The organism is Streptomyces sp. NPDC051738 (assembly GCF_044453205.1).
Classification (GTDB): domain Bacteria; phylum Actinomycetota; class Actinomycetes; order Streptomycetales; family Streptomycetaceae; genus Streptomyces.
On the sequence record NZ_JBITCM010000001.1, the window covers coordinates 313174 to 332712 of the forward strand.

14 protein-coding genes are annotated in these 19539 nt (G+C 71.4%); 7 read left to right on the plus strand and 7 right to left on the minus strand.

The window, feature by feature from the left end; all coding sequences use genetic code 11:
• Positions 1–595: 595 nt before the first annotated feature.
• The 4 genes from ACIA8X_RS01320 to ACIA8X_RS01335 all read left to right on the plus strand — a co-directional run bounded on the left by ACIA8X_RS01320 (position 596) and on the right by ACIA8X_RS01335 (position 8384).
• On the plus strand, positions 596–1294 hold the full coding sequence (locus tag ACIA8X_RS01320; protein ID WP_399457512.1) for a pentapeptide repeat-containing protein: 699 nt from the start codon (positions 596–598) through the stop codon (positions 1292–1294).
• A gap of 1546 nt (positions 1295–2840) precedes the next feature.
• Positions 2841–3098: a hypothetical protein gene (locus ACIA8X_RS01325; RefSeq protein WP_399457513.1), complete on the plus strand. Its 258-nt coding sequence runs from the start codon at positions 2841–2843 to the stop codon at positions 3096–3098.
• Between the two features lie 119 nt (positions 3099–3217).
• Positions 3218–7330, plus strand: a complete 4113-nt coding sequence (locus ACIA8X_RS01330) for an AAA family ATPase (protein ID WP_399457514.1) — start codon at positions 3218–3220, stop codon at positions 7328–7330.
• 292 nt (positions 7331–7622) lie between these two features.
• On the plus strand, positions 7623–8384 hold the full coding sequence (locus ACIA8X_RS01335) for a glycosyltransferase family 2 protein (protein ID WP_399457515.1): 762 nt from the start codon (positions 7623–7625) through the stop codon (positions 8382–8384).
• Here the strand turns inward: ACIA8X_RS01335 and ACIA8X_RS01340 are convergent.
• The 4 genes from ACIA8X_RS01340 to ACIA8X_RS01355 all read right to left on the minus strand — a co-directional run bounded on the left by ACIA8X_RS01340 (position 8374) and on the right by ACIA8X_RS01355 (position 11797).
• The gene (locus ACIA8X_RS01340) at positions 8374–8586 is read right to left on the minus strand and encodes a ferredoxin (protein ID WP_399457516.1); all 213 of its coding nucleotides are present in this window, start codon (positions 8584–8586) and stop codon (positions 8374–8376) included. The two genes, ACIA8X_RS01335 and ACIA8X_RS01340, sit on opposite strands and share 11 nt — an antisense overlap.
• A gap of 111 nt (positions 8587–8697) precedes the next feature.
• A complete protein-coding gene (locus tag ACIA8X_RS01345; RefSeq protein ID WP_393449639.1) occupies positions 8698–9918 on the minus strand; it encodes an amidohydrolase family protein in 1221 nt (406 codons plus the stop codon).
• Positions 9919–9995: 77 nt separating this feature from the next.
• Positions 9996–10763 (minus strand): TIGR03943 family putative permease subunit, encoded by a 768-nt coding sequence (locus ACIA8X_RS01350; protein ID WP_399457517.1) that lies wholly within the window; start codon positions 10761–10763, stop codon positions 9996–9998.
• Positions 10760–11797 (minus strand): permease, encoded by a 1038-nt coding sequence (locus tag ACIA8X_RS01355; protein WP_399457756.1) that lies wholly within the window; start codon positions 11795–11797, stop codon positions 10760–10762. The genes ACIA8X_RS01350 and ACIA8X_RS01355 overlap by 4 nt, the downstream gene beginning before the upstream one ends.
• Positions 11798–11978: 181 nt before the next feature.
• On the opposite strand from ACIA8X_RS01355, the gene ACIA8X_RS01360 reads away from it, so the two are divergent.
• Positions 11979–13910 (plus strand): NAD-binding protein, encoded by a 1932-nt coding sequence (locus ACIA8X_RS01360; protein WP_399457518.1) that lies wholly within the window; start codon positions 11979–11981, stop codon positions 13908–13910.
• Between the two features lie 107 nt (positions 13911–14017).
• On the opposite strand, the gene ACIA8X_RS01365 is transcribed toward ACIA8X_RS01360, so the two are convergent.
• Positions 14018–15874 (minus strand): prolyl oligopeptidase family serine peptidase, encoded by a 1857-nt coding sequence (locus ACIA8X_RS01365; RefSeq protein ID WP_399457519.1) that lies wholly within the window; start codon positions 15872–15874, stop codon positions 14018–14020.
• A gap of 386 nt (positions 15875–16260) precedes the next feature.
• Between ACIA8X_RS01365 and ACIA8X_RS01370 the strand changes: the two genes are divergently transcribed.
• Together ACIA8X_RS01370 and ACIA8X_RS01375 are read left to right on the plus strand one after the other, a co-directional pair.
• Positions 16261–16635, plus strand: coding sequence for a nuclear transport factor 2 family protein (locus ACIA8X_RS01370; protein ID WP_399457520.1), 375 nt, complete (start codon positions 16261–16263; stop codon positions 16633–16635).
• Positions 16636–16679: 44 nt separating this feature from the next.
• Positions 16680–17480 carry an SURF1 family protein gene (locus ACIA8X_RS01375; protein ID WP_399457521.1) on the plus strand — a complete coding sequence of 267 codons (801 nt, stop codon included), beginning with the start codon at positions 16680–16682 and terminating at the stop codon, positions 17478–17480.
• A 174-nt stretch (positions 17481–17654) separates the two neighbouring features.
• Here ACIA8X_RS01375 and ACIA8X_RS01380 read toward each other — a convergent pair whose 3' ends face one another.
• Positions 17655–18683: a hypothetical protein gene (locus ACIA8X_RS01380; protein ID WP_393449659.1), complete on the minus strand. Its 1029-nt coding sequence runs from the start codon at positions 18681–18683 to the stop codon at positions 17655–17657.
• A gap of 149 nt (positions 18684–18832) precedes the next feature.
• Complete coding sequence (locus ACIA8X_RS01385) at positions 18833–19516, minus strand: SigE family RNA polymerase sigma factor (RefSeq protein WP_177001202.1); 684 nt, start codon at positions 19514–19516, stop codon at positions 18833–18835.
• Between the last annotated feature and the right edge of the window lie 23 nt (positions 19517–19539).

Here is a 19539-nt window from a genome sequence, read left to right on the forward strand (position 1 = left end):
CGATGAGCTCCTCCTTCATCTCGGGCCACTGGGGGGCCCTTCCTTGTCAGGGCGAGCCCCCGGCTAGTCCGTGAGACGGGGCTCGCTGTCAGGGCGAGCCCCCGGCTAGTCCGTGAGGCCGGGGCTCGCTCTCTCTGTACGTACATCGTCCGTACGTCGAACGTCGCTGTCAAGCGGACGCTTGCCGCTGGAGTGGCCGCCAGTGGCGGGCTGGCTGCACATGTCAGCCGACTGTGGTCTCAAATGCGGTCTCAACCACCGCTCGCACAAACGCACTGCTACAGCTTCGCAACACACGACATAACGGCCGTCTACTGCCCGTATCAACATCAGCATGGCCACCACACCACCGCGCCGCCCCGGCCGCGCCGCTCGTCTGCAGCGCGTCGCCCGCCGACGCACCCGCACCCTGCCTCGACGCTCTGCCGCTCCGATCGGCTCCCGCTCACCGAGCCGGCGCTGCCGCACCGCCGGACCCCTATCTCTCACTGTCCGACAGCCAGAGGCTGCTGCGCCGGTCGCTGCAGCAGCTACGGACCGGCGGACGCGAGTTCATGAGATCGCGAGCACCCTGGCATCCCTGGGCACCCTGGCCGTGATCGTCCTCACCTGGCTGTCGCTTCAGCAAGTCGACAACGAGCAAGCCCTCACCCGCAGCGAACACGCCCTCACTCGCGAAGGGCAGGTAACCGACCGTTACAACAACGCCGTCAGCAACATCGGCGATGACTCTCGGGAGGTACGCCTGGGCGGCATCTACGCCCTGCAGCGCATCATGGAGGACTCCTCACGCGACCAACCCGCCATCATCAACGTCCTGTCCACCTACATCCGCAACCACGCCCAGAAGCCGAAGCACAGGACTGTCGCTCCCGAGGTGCCGGCCAGCGACATCCAGGCGGCCCTTACCGCACTCGGCAGCCGGAGTCCCGCCCATGACGGCACCGCGCTCGTAGACTTGCGCGGTACCTACCTACGGGGCGCGGACCTGGACAGGGCGAATCTGCAGGACGCGAAGCTGGACGGCGCAGACCTACTCATGGCGTCCCTGTCTGATGCCCACCTGGGCGGCGCAGACCTAGCCGATGTGGACCTGCGCGCCTCGGACCTGACCGACGCGGACCTGACCGACGCGGTCCTGGACAGGGCGGACCTGCGCTTCGCGAACTTGCGCGGCGCCGACCTGACCGAGGCCAAAATGGTCGGCGTGTACGTGCGCAGCGCGAAACTGCAAGACGCGAACCTGCAAGACGCGCTCGTGTTCTCTCCCGAGCAGTCCGATCCTGAGCGGTGAAAGAGTCCGGTAGGGGCGAGCTGGCCCGTTCTGCGAGTGCGCGGGCATGATGACGCTGTTGCGCCGGGCCGGTTCGCCTGCGTTCGCTCTGGCGTACGCCGGTCAGATCGTTGTGTAAAACTGCCACCAACGGACCGTTCCTCAGAGGCCGCACTCTGGGAGTGAACGGGGAGTGGATCAAGAAAATGATGATGCGCTGCGCCCACGCCAACCGACGCACACCAAGGCTCTGACCTGCCCATATACTCAACGATCCTGGTCAGCAATGTTTCCGCACATTATTCGGGACGAAGAGGTCGTGGGTTCAAATCCCGCCACCCCGACAGTGAAGTACCAGGTCAGGGGCCTGATCCACTCAGTGGATCAGGCCCCTGAGTGGTTACTGGGGCCGTCTTGGGATCCGTTTGGGAGCCGAGTTCGGGACACGGCTCCCACGGGTCGACGCCGCGACTGTCACGTGGAGCGGCCGAGGGCGACGCAGTCCCTCGCAAGATGTTCATGCTCTGGGAGCGCAAAGCACCCGCCTGCGAGAGGCTCTTCCACCAGCGCGCCGTCAGGCGCGACCGCTCGCACCTTCGCCTCCCACACTGCCCGCACGCGTACCGATCTCTCCGACCACGTGGGTAGAGCCGCAGCCCTGTGATCCCTTCTCACTCTGGCATCCGAAAAGTTGAACCTCACCTACGCCAACCTCAGCGACAGCCTCCCCTCCCAGGTCCGCGCTGATGAGACGGTCGTCGGCCGGGCCCAGGCCCCTGTGCTCATGGAGGGCACGACATCGGATCACACCGCCCGCCAGGCGGTCTCGATTTGTTAGGGCAGGCCCAGGTGGGCGAAGACGACGTCTCGCAGGCGGAGCACGGCGTCAGGGGCGGTGGCTGCGAGGACCGGGACAGCGTGGTGCCAGCCATCCGGGGTGAGAGCTTCTGTGAGGAGGAATCTTGCGCGGGGGAGATCCGGGCCCGACGGAGGTGGGAGTAGGAGGCCAGCCAGGCGCAGGACGATCGAGCCGGGGGACCAACGTTGTCCGCCAAGCCGAAATGGAGGTCGCTACCGTCGGTGAGCGTTAGCTCGGCCTCACAGTACTTGACAAACCCTCCGACTGGATCCGGATCGTCGTCGGGGACCTGTAACGCAAGGCCGTGCGGCGGACGGGCCGAGCATGGAGATCCCTGAGGGCAGCGGCTGGTGTGGCTCTCGCGTACGTCCAACCCGTGGCTTCATGTGACGTCGGCCGTCACCGGGCTGGTGGCCCTGGCCGCGGGTGCGACTGCCGGCGGTGGGCAGCTGGGTCCGGTTCCGCGCTGATCCTGATGGTGCCCCGCGGCCACGGCCCCGACCCCGGACGCGTCCTGCGCGCCCTGTCCCGACGGACGCCCACGCCGGAGCCGGTGCACGGCAAGCCCGTAGACGAGCCCCCAAACAAACCCGCAGACGAGCCCGCAGACGAGCCCATCGAGGAACCTTCCCTCGCCCGCCAGGCGGAACCGCATCGTCCGGCACCGGTCCCTCCCCTCGTGGGGACCGGTGCCGGACGGGCGGCGTGATGTCGATCCGTGTGCTGACCCGGCCGTGTTGGTCGGGCGGCCGGTCAGAGTGGATCGAGCGGCTGTGGATGGAACGGGTGCGGATCGAGCGGGTGCGGATCGAATGCGTGCGGATCGAGCGTGCGTGGATCGACCGCGTGCAGATCGAACCGAATCGGAAAGTGGCCGAGAACATGCGGCGCCATAACTGGTCTCTCCGAGCTCTGGGCTGGTGGCCTGTCCGGGCGACGCTTGAGAGCTGCGCTCTTGGGTCATGATCCTGCCAGCCGAGGGTGCCGACGAGGAGGTTCCGGTCTCCGGATGCCCCCTTAATCGCAGGTCAGCCATATAAAGTGAGTTTTCCGGTCCGGATGACCAGCTACGGCGGAAGTAAGGAGTGGAGGCTTTGAGTTCCGACTCCGAGGCGCGCCCAGCCTTCGCGGAACGGCTCGCGCTGCTGTACAAGGAGGCCGGCAACCCTCCGCTCAAGAGCGTGGCCGAGGCGGTCGTCCGGTTGAAGCGGGTCGATGAGCGGGGGCGGCCCGTACGGGTGTCCGCTCAGCGGATCAGTGACTGGCGGCGCGCCAAGAACGTGCCTGCCCAGTTCGCCGCCCTTCAGGCCGTGTTGCACGTCCTGATCCCGCAGGCCCGGCGCGCGCGGCCGACGCCCGTGTCCGCGGGGCTGTACGACCTGGGCCAGTGGCAGCGGCTGTGGGAGCGGGCGACCTCCGGGGAAGAGGAGGAGCAGGCTCCGGTCGAGGCCCCCGCCGTGTCCGGTGGGGTGTGTCCGTACCGCGGGCTGGCCTCGTACCGGCAGCAGGACGCCCGGTGGTTCTTCGGCCGGGAGCGCAGTACGGACGCCCTGGTCGCCCAGCTGCGCACCGTGGAGAAGTCCGGTGGCGGTCTGGTCATGCTCGTCGGCGCCTCGGGGGCCGGGAAGTCCTCCCTGCTGAACGCCGGTCTGGTGCCCGCCCTGCGGGAGGGCGCCCTGAGCGGTGAGAGCGGGCGGGCGAGCACCGTCGTACAACTCGTGCCGGGCAGCGATCCGCTGGCCGAGCTGGCCCGCCGTATACCGGAACTCGCGGACGTCGTCCGTTCCTCGGCGGCGCGGGCCCGCCGAGGCAGCTCCGCGCAACCCTCGACCGACTCGGCCGGCTCTGCCGACTCGCGCGGGCCCGGCGGACCGGGCAGGGCCGCGGACCACGACGACACCGAGCTGTGCGCCGAATTCGTGCAGGCCACGCGCGAGGCCCTGCGCGCCTGGGCCCGGCGTGAGGCCTCCTCGGACGCTCCCGCCGTGCTCATCGTCGACCAGTTCGAGGAGACCTTCACCCTCTGCCCCGACGAACTGGACCGTCGTACCTTCGTCCATGTTCTTCATGCCGCCTGTACGTCCCCCGCGGCGGACGACCCCGCCCCCGTGCTCGTCGTTCTCGGCATCCGTGCCGACTTCTACGAGCGCTGCCTGGCCCACCCCGAGCTGGCCGACGCGCTGCAGCACCGGCACATGGTGCTCGGGCCGCTGACGACCTCGGAGTTGCGGGAGGCCGTGACCGGGCCGGCCAAGGCCGTGGGGCTGGAGTTGGAGCCGGGGCTGGCGGAGCTGATCGTGCGGGAGGTGAGTGCGGGCGGGCCGCGCGGCGGAGGTGCCTCCCACGCCTTCCGGGCTGTGGGGGAGCATGACGCGGGGGCGTTGCCGCTGCTCTCGCACGCGCTGCTCGCCACCTGGCAGCGGCGCAAGGCCGGGCGGCTGACGCTGGCCGGGTATCGGGCGGCCGGCGGGATTCAGGGGGCCGTGGCCGCTACGGCGGAGAGTGCCTGGTCCGACCTCGATCCGGCGGCGCGCACCGCCGCGCGGCTGCTGCTGCTCAGGCTGGTCCGGCTCGGCGAGGACACCCAGGCGACCCGGCGGCGCGGGACCCGGCGGCAGCTGGCGGCGGAGTCGACCGATCCGGGCAAGACGGAGGAGTCGCTGGAGGCGCTGGTACAGGCCCGCCTGGTGACGCTGGACGCGGAGACCGTGGAGATCACCCACGAGGCGCTGCTCCATGCCTGGCCGCGGCTGCGGGACTGGATCGACGACGACCGGCACGGCAATCTGCTGCGCCAGCGGCTGGAGGAGGACGGCCGGGCCTGGGAGGAGTCCGACAGGGATACGTCCCTGCTGTACCGGGGGTCCCGGCTGGAGCAGGCCCACGGCTGGGCGCGGTCCGCCGGGGACACGTTCCTGACCCGGAGCGCGGTGGAGTTCCTGGCCGCCTCGGTCCGGCTGCGCAGGCGCACGGTGTGGATCATGCGCAGCGGGGTCGCGGCGCTGGTCGCGCTGGCGCTGCTGGCCGCCGGTACGGCGGTGGTCGCCTGGCAGCAGCGGGACGACGCCGTGTTCGCGCAGGTGCTCGCCGAGGCCGACCGCGTGCAGGACACCGATCCGTCGCTGTCCGCCCAGCTCGACCTCGTGGCCCACCAGCTGCGCCCGGACGACGAGGGCGCGAACAACCGGCTGATCTCGATCGTCAACGCGCCCCTGGCCACCCCGCTCCTCGGCCACACCGGCGCCGTCTACCTCACCACGTTCAGCCCGAACGGCCGTCTCCTGGCCACCGCCAGCTACGACCGCACCGTACGCCTGTGGGACGTGAGCGACCGAGCCCGGCCCAAGCCGCTGGGCCGCCCCCTCACCGGCCACACCAGCTGGGTGAGCAGCGCCGTCTTCAGCCCCGACGGCCGCACCCTGGCGACCGCCGGCGACGACGGCACGATCCGTCTGTGGGACATCCGGGACCCCGCGCACCCGTCGCTCCTCGGGGCGCCCCTGACCGGCCACGAGGGCACGATCTACCTGATCGCGTTCAGTCCGGACGGCCGCACCCTGGCCTCCGCTGGCGACGACAGCACCGTACGCCTGTGGAACATGGCCGACCCGGCCAAGGCGAAGGCGCTCGGCGCGCTCACCGGGCACACGGCCGCCGTACGGTCGGTGGCGTTCAGCCCGGACGGGCGCACCCTGGCGGCGGGCGGCGACGACGACACGGTCCGGCTGTGGAACACGGCCGATCCCCGTCGCCCGGAGCCGATCGGCGAGGCGCTGACCGGTCACACGGATCTCGTGCACTCGGTGGCCTTCAGCCCCGACGGCCGCACCCTCGCCAGCGGCAGCGCGGACGACACGATCCGGCTGTGGAACCTCGCCGATCCGGCGCACGCGACCCCGATCGGCTCACCGCTGAACGGACACACCGGCCCCATCTGGTCCGTGGCCTTCAGCCCCGCCGGCGACCGGCTCGCCGCGGCCAGCGCGGACAGCACCGCGAGTCTGTGGAACGTCTCCGATCCGGCGTCGCCCTCGCAGGTCGGCGAGCCGCTCGCGGGCGCCAGCGGCGAGATGTTCGCCCTGGGGTTCAGCCCCGACGGCCGCACCCTCGCCACCGGCAGCGGGGACAGCAAGGTCCGCCTGTGGTCGGTGCCGACGTTGGACATGCCGGGCAGCAGCGGGGCGTTCCGACCGGACGGGAAGGTCCTCGTCACCGCCGCGCGCGACGGCAGGGTCCGGCTGTGGAACGTGTCGGCTCCGGGCCGGCCCGTGCCCCTGGGCAAACCGTTCATGCCCGCTGACGGCTATCAGCGTTCGATGACGTTCTCCCCCGACGGCCGCACCCTCGCCGTACGGACCGGACACCACGCGCTGTACCTGTGGAACGTGACCGACCCGGCCCACCCGGTCCTGGCCGGATCGCCCCTCACCCTGCGCACCCGCTTCGCCGGCGCCGACTCACTGGCCTACAGCCCCGACGGCAGCACCCTGGCGACCGCCTACGAGGACCGCACCATCCAGCTGTGGGACGTCCGCGACCCGTCCCGTGCCGTTCCGCTCGGTGCCCCGCTGACCGGTCACAAGGGCTACGTCAACGCCCTCGCCTTCAGCCCCGACGGCTCCGTGCTCGCCAGCGGCAGCGCGGACAACACCCTGCGGCTGTGGAACGTGTCCGACCCGCGCCACGTCACCCGCCTCGGCAAGCCCCTCACGGGCCATGCGGCCCCCGTCAACTCGCTGGTCTACAGCCCGGACGGCCATACGCTCGCCAGCGGCAGCGACGACGACACCGTACGGCTCTGGGACGTCACCGACCCGCGCGCGGCGACCTCGCAGGGCTCCCCCCTCACCGGCCACACCGAGTCGGTCGTGTCGCTGACGTTCAGCAAGGACGGGGACTACCTGGCCAGCGGCGGCAATGACAACACCGTCCGGTTGTGGAACGTCTCCCGGCCGTCCGACGCCTCCGCGATCGGCCAGGCGATGAGCCCCAACGCCAAGACGGGCAACTTCCTGTCGTTCAGCCCCACCGGTCACATGCTCGGCGTCTCCAGCGGCAGCGACACCGTACGGCTGTGGAACCTGGACGTGGAGCAGGCGATCCGCCGGGTCTGCTCGACCACGCGGGGTGTGCTGACACGGGAGAAGTGGGACGAGTACCTGCCGCGGCTTTCGTACGAGCCGCCGTGCGAGAAGTAGGCCTGTACGCCGACTGGGAATTGCCTGTGTGCTCGGTGGAGGCGGTCCGCGCGCTCGATGGAGGTAGTCCGTGCGCTCCGTGATGGAGCAGAAACGCATGTGGCATGACGAGGGTCCAACGGACAGCGGTTTCCGTGATCCCGGTCACAACCCCTCCACGTAGCCGATCAGTCGGCTCCCGCCGGAGAGGCAGCCTTGTTACTGTTGGGGACAGCCCGATCGCTGGTGCATCCCCCGTCGCCAGCGATCGGGCCTTCGCATGCCCGAAGCCGGAAAGGTGGTGGGCCCCGCAATGACCCGGCGCCTCATCGTCGTCACCGCCGTGCACGGCCCCTCGGCGGCGTTCCTGCCGGAGGCCTACGCCTCGCTGGACGCGCAGGAGTTGCCCGCGGGCTGGGAGTGGCACTGGGTGATCCAGGAGGACGGCAGGACGGACCAGGTCCGCCCGTACGTCCCCGACGACGCGCGCGTTACCTTCCGTCAGGGCCGTCCCGGGGGCCCCGGAGTGGCCCGCACCATCGCGCTCGCGCACGCCGAGGGCGAGTACGTGAAGATCCTGGACGCCGACGACCGGCTCACGCCGGGGACGCTGGCCCGGGACCTGGCCGTCCTGGAGGCCGACGGCACGGTCGGCTGGACGACCTCCCGCGTCCTGGACCTCCTGCCGGACGGCACGACGGCCGGTTTCCCCCACGACCCCGACGACGGGCCGATCGAGCCCGGTGCCGTCCTCGACTTCTGGAAGGCCAACGACTTCCGCGCCCAGGTCCACCCGGCGACCCTCTGCGTACGCCGCGACCTGCTGCTCGGCCTCGGCGGCTGGATGGCGTTGCCGGCGTCGGAGGACACGGGCCTGCTGCTCGCGCTGGGCGCCGTGAGCCGGGGCTGGTTCTCGGCGGAGGTGGGGCTGCTCTACCGGAAGTGGGAGGGCCAGATGACGGGGCAGCCGGCCCACGTGGACGCGGCGGAGCGGGCGGCGCGCATGGCGGTGGTGGAGGCCAGGGCGCGGGCGCTGGGCTCGTTCGGGTGGCGCTGTCCGCCCGCTACTCGCTGAGGGAGATGGCCTGGGACGGGCACTTCTCGACTGCCTCCCGCACCTGTGGATCGCCCCCGCTGCCCTCCCGTCCCGCTCGCACGACTCCGTACTCGTCCACGAACTCGAAGACCGACGGGGCGCGGTGGACGCACTCGGCCGAGCCGTAGCAGAGGCTGGGGTCGATGGAGACCTTCGTGGAGATCTTCGTGGAGTCCTTCATCCGCGCTCCCGTCGTACGCACGCACTCCCGTCATGGACCTTCATGACTGGCCTGCCCAGCCGACGAGCCCGCTTAATCCTCCCGGTCGACTCCCCTGCTTGATCCTCCTGGTCAATTCCCCTGGTCAAAGGGGAGTTCGAGCATCCTGATCGCGTTGCCGCGCAGCAGCTTGTAGGCGACCTCGTCCGACAGCCCGCCGACATGCTCCTCGGCCACCCTCTTGGTCTCCGGCCAGGTCGAGTCGACGTGCGGATAGTCCGTCTCGAAGGTGGCGTTGTCGACGCCGACCGTCTCGATCGCCTCGATGCCGTGCTTGTCCCGGAAGAAGCAGCAGAAGATCTGGCGGTAGTAGTACGTCGACGGCGGCTCCGGGATCAGGTCCTTCACGCCGCCCCAGGCCCGGTGCTCCTCCCAGACGTCGTCCGCGCGCTCCAGGGCGTACGGGATCCAGCCCATCTGGCCCTCGCTGTACGCGAGCTTGAGCCGGGGGAACTTCACCAGGACCCCGGAGAAGAGGAAGTCCATCATCGACGCCATGGCGTTGTTGAAGGACAGGGACGCCTGGACCGCGGGTGGGGCGTCCGGGGAGGCGGCCGGCATCTGGGAGCTGCTGCCGATGTGCATGTTGACGACCGTGCCGGTCTCCTCGCAGGCCGCGAAGAACGGGTCCCAGTAGCCGCAGTGGATGGACGGCAGCCCCAGATACGTCGGGATCTCGCTGAACGTCACCGCCCGCACCCCGCGCGCCGCGTTGCGGTGGATCTCGGCGACCGCGAGGTCGATGTCCCACAGCGGGATGAGGCACAGCGGGATCAGCCGGCCGCCGCTGTCGCCGCACCACTCCTCGACCATCCAGTCGTTGTAGGCGCGCACACAGGCGAGCCCGACCTCCTTGTCCTTGGCCTCCGCGAAGGTCTGTCCGCAAAAGCGCGGGAAAGTCGGGAAGCAGAGCGAGGCCTCGACATGGTTGATGTCCATGTCCGCCAGCCGGGCCTTCGGGTCCCAGCAGCCGCGCCGCATCTGCTCGCGGGTGATGCCGTCGAGCGTCATCTCGTCCCGGGAGAAGCCGACGGCCGCGATGATGCGCTTGTACGGGAAGAGGTCGCCCTCGTACTCCCACCAGTCGGTGAGCTGGCCGTCCGGGTCCGTGGTGAAGCGGTACTTACCGCCGATGTACTCCAGTTCGCCGATGCCGGCTGTGAGGGGCTTCGGACCCCGGTCCCGGTACTTGGCCGGGAGCCAGGTCTCGAAGAGGTGCGCGGGCTCGATCACGTGATCGTCCACGCTGATGACCTTGGGCAGGTCCTTGGTGCCGCTCTCGGTACTGGCCACGCCATGCCTCCCGAATCTGACGACCCATCAGATTCAGGGTAGGGCTCGGGTCGTGGAGCGGCAAGAGAGGACGCTCGTCAGCCGTTCCAGCTCTCGTCGTACGGATCCGTCGGTTCCGCCACCGGCTTCGCCTCCGTGACCTCGATGAACGGGATCGGGCCGCCGTTGACCGGGTCCTTCATGCGGCGCGGGGTGTAGGTGCCGGTGATCCGGAGCCAGGTGTCCGGCTGGAGGACCGGCGGGACCGCGCCGGTGAGGGCGACCTTGACCGGCTGGGCATCGGCGGCACAGCAGTTGAGGGCCATGCGGACCAGGTAGGGGGTGCCGTCGCGGTCCAGGGAGAGGAAGCCGGTGAGCTGGATGCGGCGGCCCCGCAGGGTGCGGCCGTGGTCGTAGACGGCTCGGCCCGCGTAGTCGACGACATTGAGGGGCAGGGGATCGGCCGCCGGGAGTTCGGGGTAGGCGAGCGGCTCCTGAAGGGCGGTGCCGGTGCGGGTCGCGCTGTAGGAGCCCAGGGCGGGCGGGGCGACCAGGATGAGGGCGAGGAGAGGGAGGACCAGGAGCCAGGAGACGCGGGGTTCGGAGTGGGTGTGCTCGGCGTCGGGGCGTTCGTCGTGGGTGTGCTCGGCGTCGGGGCGTTCGTCGTGGGTGTGCTTCCGGCTTCGGGCCCGCTTGCGCTCGTACCAGACCGTCGCCACGGCGGCCGCGATCAGCACCGCGCCGGCCAGCAGCACCAGCGGGCGCAGGCCCTGCTTGACGTACCGCAGATAGAGGTCGGTCGTGCCCGCGTGCAGCAGAGACGCACCGAGGAGGAACAGGACCGCCGACTGGGCCTGACGGTTCACAGGAGCACCGCCCCGACCAGTACCGACACGATCACGGCCAGCGCGAAGGTGGCCGGTGCGAAGCGCAGGGCGAAGGCGCGGCCGAAGGTGCCCGCCTGCATCGCGAACAGCTTCAGGTCGATCATCGGGCCCACGACGAGGAAGGTGAGCCGGGCGGTGAGCGAGAACTGCGACAGCGACGCCGCCACGAACGCGTCCGCCTCCGAGCAGATCGACAGCACCACGGCGAGGACCGCCAGGGCCAGCACCGACAGCACCGGGTTGTCGGCCGCCGTGCTCAGCCACGTCTCCGGGACCACCGCCTTGAGCGTCGCCGCCGCCATCGCGCCGACCACCAGGAAGCCGCCCGCGTGCATCACGTCGTGCCGGACGGAGCCCCAGAAGGCCTCGCCCTTGCTCTGGCCGTCGTAGGACATGCGGGAGGGCGGTCGCAGCCAGTCGGTGCGGCCGAGGCGCAGCCACAGCCAGCCCATCGCGCACGCCACCAGCAGGCTCGCCACCAGGCGGGCGAGGACCATCTCGGGGTTGCTGGGGAAGGCGACCGCCGTCGCCGTCAGCACGATCGGGTTGATCGCGGGGGCGGACAGCAGGAACGTCAGCGCCGCCGCCGGGGTGACACCGCGCCGGACCAGCGCCCCGGCCACCGGCACGGACGCGCACTCGCAGCCCGGCAGCACCGCGCCCGCCGCACCGGCGACCGGGACGGCGAGGGCGGGGCGGCGGGGCAGGGCGCGGGCGAAGAAGGACGGCGGCACGAACACCGCGATCGCCGCCGACAGCAGCACGCCGAGGACCAGGAAGGGCAGCGCCTGCACCATCACCGCGACGAACACCGTCGTCCAGCTCTGCATCACCGGTGCGGAGAGCGCACGGCGGATCGGGCTCTGCAGGAGCACCAGCACGAGCAGGAGCATGGTGAGCAGGAGCGGGGAGTTGAGGTGCCTGCCTTCCTCGGCCCGCTCCCCCGGCGAGCGGCGGTCGTCGTCGGCGTCGCGGTCGTCGATCCGCGGCGGGACCGCTTTGGTGATCGCCACGGGCGAGGTACCTCCGGTGGTGCGGAAGGGCGCTGGTTCCCTCCCCTCCAGTACGGCGGGAAGGGCGCGGGCGTTCAGGGTTCCGGAGATCACGTCTGGAACCACCCGTCACATTGAGGCAGTCTTTCCCCTTGTGGGGAGCGTTCCGAATCAGGGCTTAGCAAGTGACACCGCCACGCACATGGTGGTGTGCGGCGACGACGGGCTGGCGCATCGGCTGGCCGCCGAACTGCGTGGTGTGTACGGCGAACAGGTCACCCTCGTCGTGCCGCCCTCCGAACGGACGGTACGGACGCCGGTCGTGGGCCGGGCCCGGGCCGCGTCGGCGGCGCTGTTCGACCGGATGGTGAACGCGGCCGTCAACCGGGCGGGCGGCGGGACCGGCGGAGCCGGCGGCGGCAGTGAACCGGCCGGGAGCATCCGGGTGGTGGAGGCCGCGGAGGCCACCGAGGACAAGCTCGCCGAGGCGGGCGTCGAACAGGCCGCCGCGCTCGCCCTCGTCTATGACGACGACGAGACCAACATCCGCGCCGCCCTCACCGCCCGCCGACTCAACCCCCGCCTCCGCCTCGTCCTGCGCCTCTACAACCGCCGGTTGGGCCAGCACATCGAGGAACTCCTCGACCAGGCCGCCGCGTTGGCGACGGGCGTCGGCGACGCCGGTCTCGACGCCTCTACGACCGTGCTGTCCGACGCCGATACGGCCGCCCCCGCGCTGGCCGCCACCGCCGTCGCCGGCACCACCAAGGTCGTCCAGACGGACGGCCTACTGCTGCGCGCGGTGGAGCGGCCGCCCCTGCGACCTGGGCAGACGCCGCCTTCCGGGCTGGCCACGCTGGCCGTGCTGTCCAGCAACGACCCGGCCGGCGCGGACAGTTCGGACGGCAACAACGAGCACGGTCCGCTGCTGCTGCCGGACGCGGCGGAGGTGCGGGGGGCCACCGGGCGGGGCACGGTCGTCCTGGAGCAGGTGTCGTACGCGGGCCCGTCGCTGCCGTCCGGCAGAGGCGTCGTGCCGTCCTTCGGGTCCCTGTTCTCCCGGCGGTTGAGGTGGTCGCTGGCGGGACTGGTGGGCTGTGTGGCGGCGCTCGCCGTGGCGCTGACGCTGGTGACCGGGGAACACCCGCTCTACGCGACCTACATGACCCTCCTCGACCTCTTCGCCATCAACGAACCCGCACTGCACGAAGGCCTGGCCCGGCAGATCCTCCAACTCCTGTCCGGGCTGATGGGACTGCTGCTGCTTCCGGTGCTGCTGGCAGCGGTACTGGAGGCACTGGGCACGTTCCGCTCCACGTCCGCGCTGCGCAAACCGCCGCGTGGGCTGGGCGGCCATGTGGTGCTGCTCGGGCTGGGCAAGATCGGCACCCGGGTGCTGACCCGGCTGCGGGAACTGCACATTCCCGTGGTGTGCGTCGAGGCCGACCCCGAGGCGCGGGGGATGGCGACGGCCCGGCGGCTGCGGGTGCCGGTGGTGCTCGGGGACGTCACCCAGGAGGGCGTCCTGGAGGCGGCCAAGATCCACCGGGCGCATGCGCTGCTCGCGGTGACCAGCGCCGACACGACCAACCTCGAAGCCGCCCTGTACGCCCGCTCCGTCCGCCCCGACCTCCGGGTGGTCCTACGCCTGTACGACGACGACTTCGCCACCGCCGTCTACCGCACCCTGCGCGCCGCGCACCCCCACGCCTCCACCCGCAGCCGGAGCGTGACGCATCTGGCCGCGCCCGCGTTCGCCGGGGCGATGATGGGGCGGCAGATCCTGGGGGCGATCCCCGTCGAGCGGCGGGTGCTGCTGTTCGCGGAGGTGGATGTGGCCGGTCATCCACAGCTTGAGGACAAGACCGTCGGCGAGGCCTTCCAGGCGGGTGCCTGGCGGGTGCTGGCGCTGGACCGGACCCCGCGGGAGGAACGCCGCGACGATCGCCGGGAGGAGCCGGCGGTCGAGGAGGCGTACGAGGATGGTGGCCGGGCGGGGGACGGGTCGGGGTGGGTGTGGGACCTGCCCGACTCGTACGTGCTGCAGAAGGACGACCGGGTGGTGCTGGCGGCGACGCGGCGGGGGTTGGCGGAGTTGTTGGGGAGGCGGCCTCGGGAGCGGGCGGAGGCGTAGGGCTCCGCCACTTCGACGCCGGATTCCGGGCTGGCGCCCCTTCGCCCCCGGGTTCCTGGGGGCTGCCGCCCCCAGACCCCCGCTTCGGCCCCGAAAGGGCCTCGTCCTCACACGCCGGACGGGCTGGAATGCCCACCTCCCGCCTTCAAGTGCCGCTCCGCGAAGTCCAGTTCCAGCTTCACCTGCTTGATCCGCTCGTCCACCACCAGTGAGCCGTGACCGGCGTCGTAGCGGTACACCTCATGCACCGCCCCTCGGGCCTCCAGCCGCTTCACGTAGTTGTCGATCTGGCGGATCGGGCAGCGTGGGTCGTTCACCCCTGCCGAGATGTAGACCGGGGCGGTCACCCGGTCGACGTACGTCAGCGGGGACGATGCCTCAAAGCGCTCCGGGACCTCCTCCGGGGTGCCGCCGAGGAGGGTGCGGTCGAGGGCCTTCAGGGACTCCATCTCGTCGTGGTACGCCGTGACGTAGTCGGCGACCGGGACCGCCGCGATGCCCACCGTCCACGCGTCCGGCTGGGTGCCGAGGCCGAGGAGGGTGAGGTAGCCGCCCCACGAACCGCCGGTCAGCACGGTGCGGGCCGGGTCGGCCAGGCCGGACGTCACCGCCCATTCCCGGACCGCCGCGATGTCCTCCAGCTCGATCAGTCCGACCCGGTGCTTGAGCGCGTCCGTCCACGCTCGGCCGTAGCCCGTCGAGCCGCGGTAGTTCACCCGCACGACCGCGTAGCCGTGGTCCACCCAGGCCGCCGGGCCCGCCGCGAACGCGTCGCTGTCGTGCCAGGTCGGGCCCCCGTGGATGTCGAACACGGTGGGGAGGGGGCCCTCCACGCCTGCGGGGCGCTGCACGAGGGCGTGGATGCGGCCGCCCGGGCCCTCCACCCACACGTCCTCGACCGGGACCGAGCCGGGGGACTTCATGCCGGGCGGGTCCAGCACGACCTGTCCCGTCGTCGACCGCACCGCCGACGGCTGCGCCGCCGACGACCACAGATACTCCACGCTGCCGTCCGGCCGGGCCGTCGCCCCGGAGACCGAGCCCGCCGGGGTCGGGATCCGCACCAGCTCACGCCCGGCCAGGTCGTAACGGAACAGCTCGCTGCGCGCCTCGAAGCTGTGCGCGATCAGCAGACCGGTCCCGTCGGGATACCACTCCGCGCTCACATCGCCGGGCAGCTCCAGCGCGAGGTCCGTCTCCTCCCCCGTCGCCACGTCCCACACCAGCGGCTCCCAGCGGCCCCGCCTCTGGTGGCCGATGAGCAGGCGGGGGTCGCCGTCGACCGGGGCGAAGCCCAGGACCTCCAGGCCCAGCTCCTCGGTGCCGCCCTTGGTGTCGTCGAGCTCGGCGACCGCCGTGCCGTCGGGGCGCAGGACGCGCAGCGCCGAGTGCATCGCGTCGCCGTGCTCGGTGTGCTCGACGGCGATCAGCGTGCCGTCGTGCGAGAGGTCGCCGACGCCCGCGGACTCTCGGTGGCGGTAGAGCTCCGTCGGGGGCTCGCCGGTGCGGGCCAGATGGATCGTCGTGCCGTCCTCGTCCGTGGAGCGGCCCACGATCGCCGTACGGCCGTCGCGGCCGAGGGCGAGGCCGGCCGGGTAGGACGGGTCGAGGCCCGGCGCCGCGAGCTCGTCCTCGCCGCCGCCGAAGCGCTGGCGGCGCCAGACGCCGAACTCGTCGCCGTCCTTGTCGTCGAACCACCAGATCCATGTGCCGTCCGGGGAGAGCACGCCGTCCGTCGTGCCGTTGGGCCGGTCGGTCACCTGGCGCTGCTCGCCCGTCGAGCGGTCCCAGGCGTACAGCTCGTACGTCCCTGTGGCGTTCGACACGAACAACGATCGGTCCGGGGCGTCCTCCGCCCAGTCGGGCAGCGACACCCGGGGCGCCCGGAAGCGCTTCTCCCAGTCCGGCATGTCCTTGTCCTGCATCTGGTGATCCCGCGAATCGGACCCGTGGCTCTCAGTCATGGCCCCATAGTGCCTGGCCCGGCCGACAATCCGCTGGCGAGGTCCCCAGCCTGTGGATAACTTCGCGCCGCGCGGTCTTCGCCCCCGCCGCCCCTACCCGTCCCATCCTCCAGGGGCTCCGCCCCTTCGACCCCGGGCCCGGGTCCCTTCTGGGGGCTGCCGCCCCCAGACCCCCGCATCGGCCCCGAAAGGGCCTCGTCCTCAAACGCCGGACGGGCTGAAATGACGGCCCCCTCGGGTGGGTGGGGGATCGGGACGGTGGAGCCTCGTCCTCAAACTCCCCCAGAGGGGGGACCCCCAACGGGCTGAAAGGCCTGGGCCCACGCCGAGAGAGGCGTTCGCGCAGGTCAAGGCGATTGTCAGTGGTGGGGTGCAGACTGCCTGGCATGACCGATCTGCGGAAGACAGTCGAGAGGTTCTGGGCCACTGCCGCGGCCGGGGAGTGGGACGCGTTCGCGGACACCCTCGCCGAGGACGTGACGTACACCCTGCCCCAGACACGGGAGCGGATCAGCGGACGGGAGCGGTACGTGCGGTTCAACCGGGAGTATCCGGAGGACTGGCGGCTGCGCATCGAGCGGCTCGTCGCCGAGCCCGGCCATGTCGTGAGCTGGATCCACTTCACGGTGGGGCTGGAGGAGATGTACGGCATCTCCTTCTTCACGGGGGACGAGAGCGGGCGGATATCCACCGTCACGGACTTCTGGCCGGAGCCCTACGAACCGCCTGCGGGCCGGGAACACCTCGTCGAGCGGTACTGACCCCGCAGCCGGGCGCCGCGCGGGCGCACCGTACCGTGGAGGGCGTGTACCGGTTTCTGCTGACGCCCCGTTGGTGGGGGATCAACGTCTTCGTGCTGCTCGCCATCCCCTTCTGCGTGTTCATGGGGTCGTGGCAGCTGAGCCGGTTCGAGGCGCGGGTCGAGGACCATCGCAGCGCGGGTGAGCAGGCCGCGGAGAACGAGCGGGAGGCGGCCCGTCCGCTCGCAGAGCTGCTGCCCGTGGACAAGGCGACGGTGGGCAGGCAGGCCACGGCCCGCGGACGGTACGGCGATCAGCTGCTCGTGCCGGACCGGGAACTGGACGGCAAGCAGGGCTACTACGTCCTGACGCTGCTGCGCACCGACGACGGCAAGGCCCTGCCGGTCGTACGGGGCTGGCTGCCCGGTGACGCCGACCCGGCCGAGGCCCCCGCCGCGCCCCGCGGCGAGGTCACGGTCACCGGCGCACTCCAGGCCTCCGAGGTGCCGGGCGAGAACGGCGTGTCCGCTCGGGGTGGCCTGCCGTCCGGCCAGACGGCGGCGATCAGCGCGGCGTCGCTGGTGAACCTGGTGTCGTACGACGTCTACGACGCCTGGGTCACCCTCACCAAGGCCGACTCCGGCATGAAGCCCGTGCCGGTGGCCGCCGCCAATGACACCGGGCTCGATCTGAAGGCGTTCCAGAACCTCGGCTACACCGGTGAGTGGTTCGTCTTCGCGGGCTTCGTGGTGTTCATGTGGTTCCGGCTGCTGCGCCGCGAGGTGGAGTTCGCGCGGGACGCGGAGCTGGGGCTGGTGCCGGAGGACCACGAGGAAGAGCAGCCGCAGGAGCGGGCGAACGCGTAGCGCTCCGCTGGGAGAGCCGCGATGGGTGGTGCCGCGGTCGGCCCATGGTTGTCTGCTGCGCCGTCGTGGCTGGTCGCGCAGTTCCCCGCGCCCCTTAGGGCGATACCGCTAGGGCGTTGCCGAACCGGCGCCTCGCCGCCCCGTCTCTCGGCGAGGCGCTCGCCCGCGAAGGCCCTACGCCCCCGCCAACACACCCGTCCAGTAAACGGTCCCCGCACACGCGTTGGACACCACCACCGTCGCCGTCGGCGCTCCCGCCTCCGTCGTGTTGGTGACCGTGACGCTGCCGTCGGCCGTGGTGTCCTCCGCCATCAGCTGGGTGGAGGTGCCGGTGTCGCCGCCGGTGGAGGTGCCGTCCGTGGTGCCGGTGTTGTCCTCGGTCGGGGTCGGGTCCGGTGTGGGGTCGGGGGTCGGGTCGGTCGTCGTGGGACAGGTCTCCGAGGGGACCCAGGCGAACTTCACCTCGTAGGCGGCGCCGGGCTTGAGGAGGAGTGAGGTGAGTTCCTGGGACGGGTCGGGCAGAGCGGCCGCCGCGTCGCCGGCGACATGCCGGAGCGTGAAGACCTTCGCGCTGTCCGCCGCGCCCGCCGTGACCGTGCCCAGCGTGCCCGGGCCGCTCACCGTGCAGTCGGCCGTGGAGATGTTGCTGAAGCGGAAGGTGCCGTACACCGTGCCGGCCGAGTCGGGGACGTCGACGGCCTGGTTCGCCACGCCGAGCTGGTCGGCGGTACACGCGGCTACGCCCGCCGGGGTCGCCATGGGGTTGTCAGGACTTCCGGAGCCGGTACCGGGACCGGTGCCGGTGTCCTTGTCCTCCTCCTTCTCGTTCCCCTTGCCCTTGTCCTCGGTCTGGCCGGACGTGCCGCCGGAGGTGCTCTGGCCGCCCTCCGTCTGCTCACCCTGACCGGCCCCGCCCTGCGCGGCCTCGCCGTGGCCCGCGTTGGACGAGTTGACACTGGAGTCGGTGGAGTTGGAGACGTGCACCAGGGCCGGGACCGCGGTGCCGACGAAGAGGCACGCGGCCGCCATGCCGACGAGCGCCTGTCGCTTGCGCGCTCGCCGGGCGGGCACCGCCCGCCGCAGATGGTCCAGCGTGCCGTCGCGTGGCTCGATCTCCTGGACCGCCTGGTGCAGCATGCGGCGCAGCGCCAGCTCGTCCGATTCGAGCCCGTCGGGGCCCTGGTCGTCGGGGCCGTGGTTCACAATTCCGTTCCCAGCGTGCGATTGCTTCGGCTCTTGCTTGTCCGGTCCTGAGGCCGGGCCGTGCCTGCCCCGCGCCTCGAAGGGCGTGGGGGGACCCCCGGAGGGCTGGTGGGGGACGTGCGGAGTACGCCGCCCGTCCTGGTCCTCGCTCATGCCGGCGCCTCCATGGCGACCCGCAGCGCCGCGATGCCGCGCGAGCCGTACGCCTTCACCGAGCCCAGCGAGATGCCGAGCGTCTCGGCGACCTGGGCCTCGGTCATGTCCGCGAAGTATCGCAGGACCAGCACCTCGCGCTGACGGCGCTGCAGGCCCTTCATGGCCCGGATCAGCGAGTCGCGTTCGAGCTGGTCGTACGCCCCCTCCTCGGCGCTCGCCATGTCGGGCATCGGCTTGGACAGCAGCTTCAGTCCGAGTATGCGGCGGCGCAGGGCGGAGCGTGACAGGTTGACGACGGTCTGGCGGAGATACGCCAGTGTCTTCTCCGGGTCCCGGACGCGTTTGCGCGCGGAGTGGACGCGGATGAACGCCTCCTGGACGACGTCCTCGCAGGAGGCGGTGTCGTCGAGAAGGAGGGCCGCGAGACCCAACAGCGAGCGGTAGTGCGTGCGGTAGGTCTCGGTGAGGTGGTCGACGGTCGTACCGGCCGCCGCCGCGTTCTCGGCGTGGTCGGCGCCGTCGCGCTGACTTGGGATGCGGGCGGGCCGCGCTGCGGGCATGGGCGCGATCACCGGCATGCCGCCGGGCGCACCGGGCATGCGGGGTCGGACGGGCCGGCGGGGCGGCCGTAGGGCCGTACCGCGGGTCGCCGCACTGAAGTCGAGTACCTCTGCCACGCCTGTTGGACACGCGTCCCCCC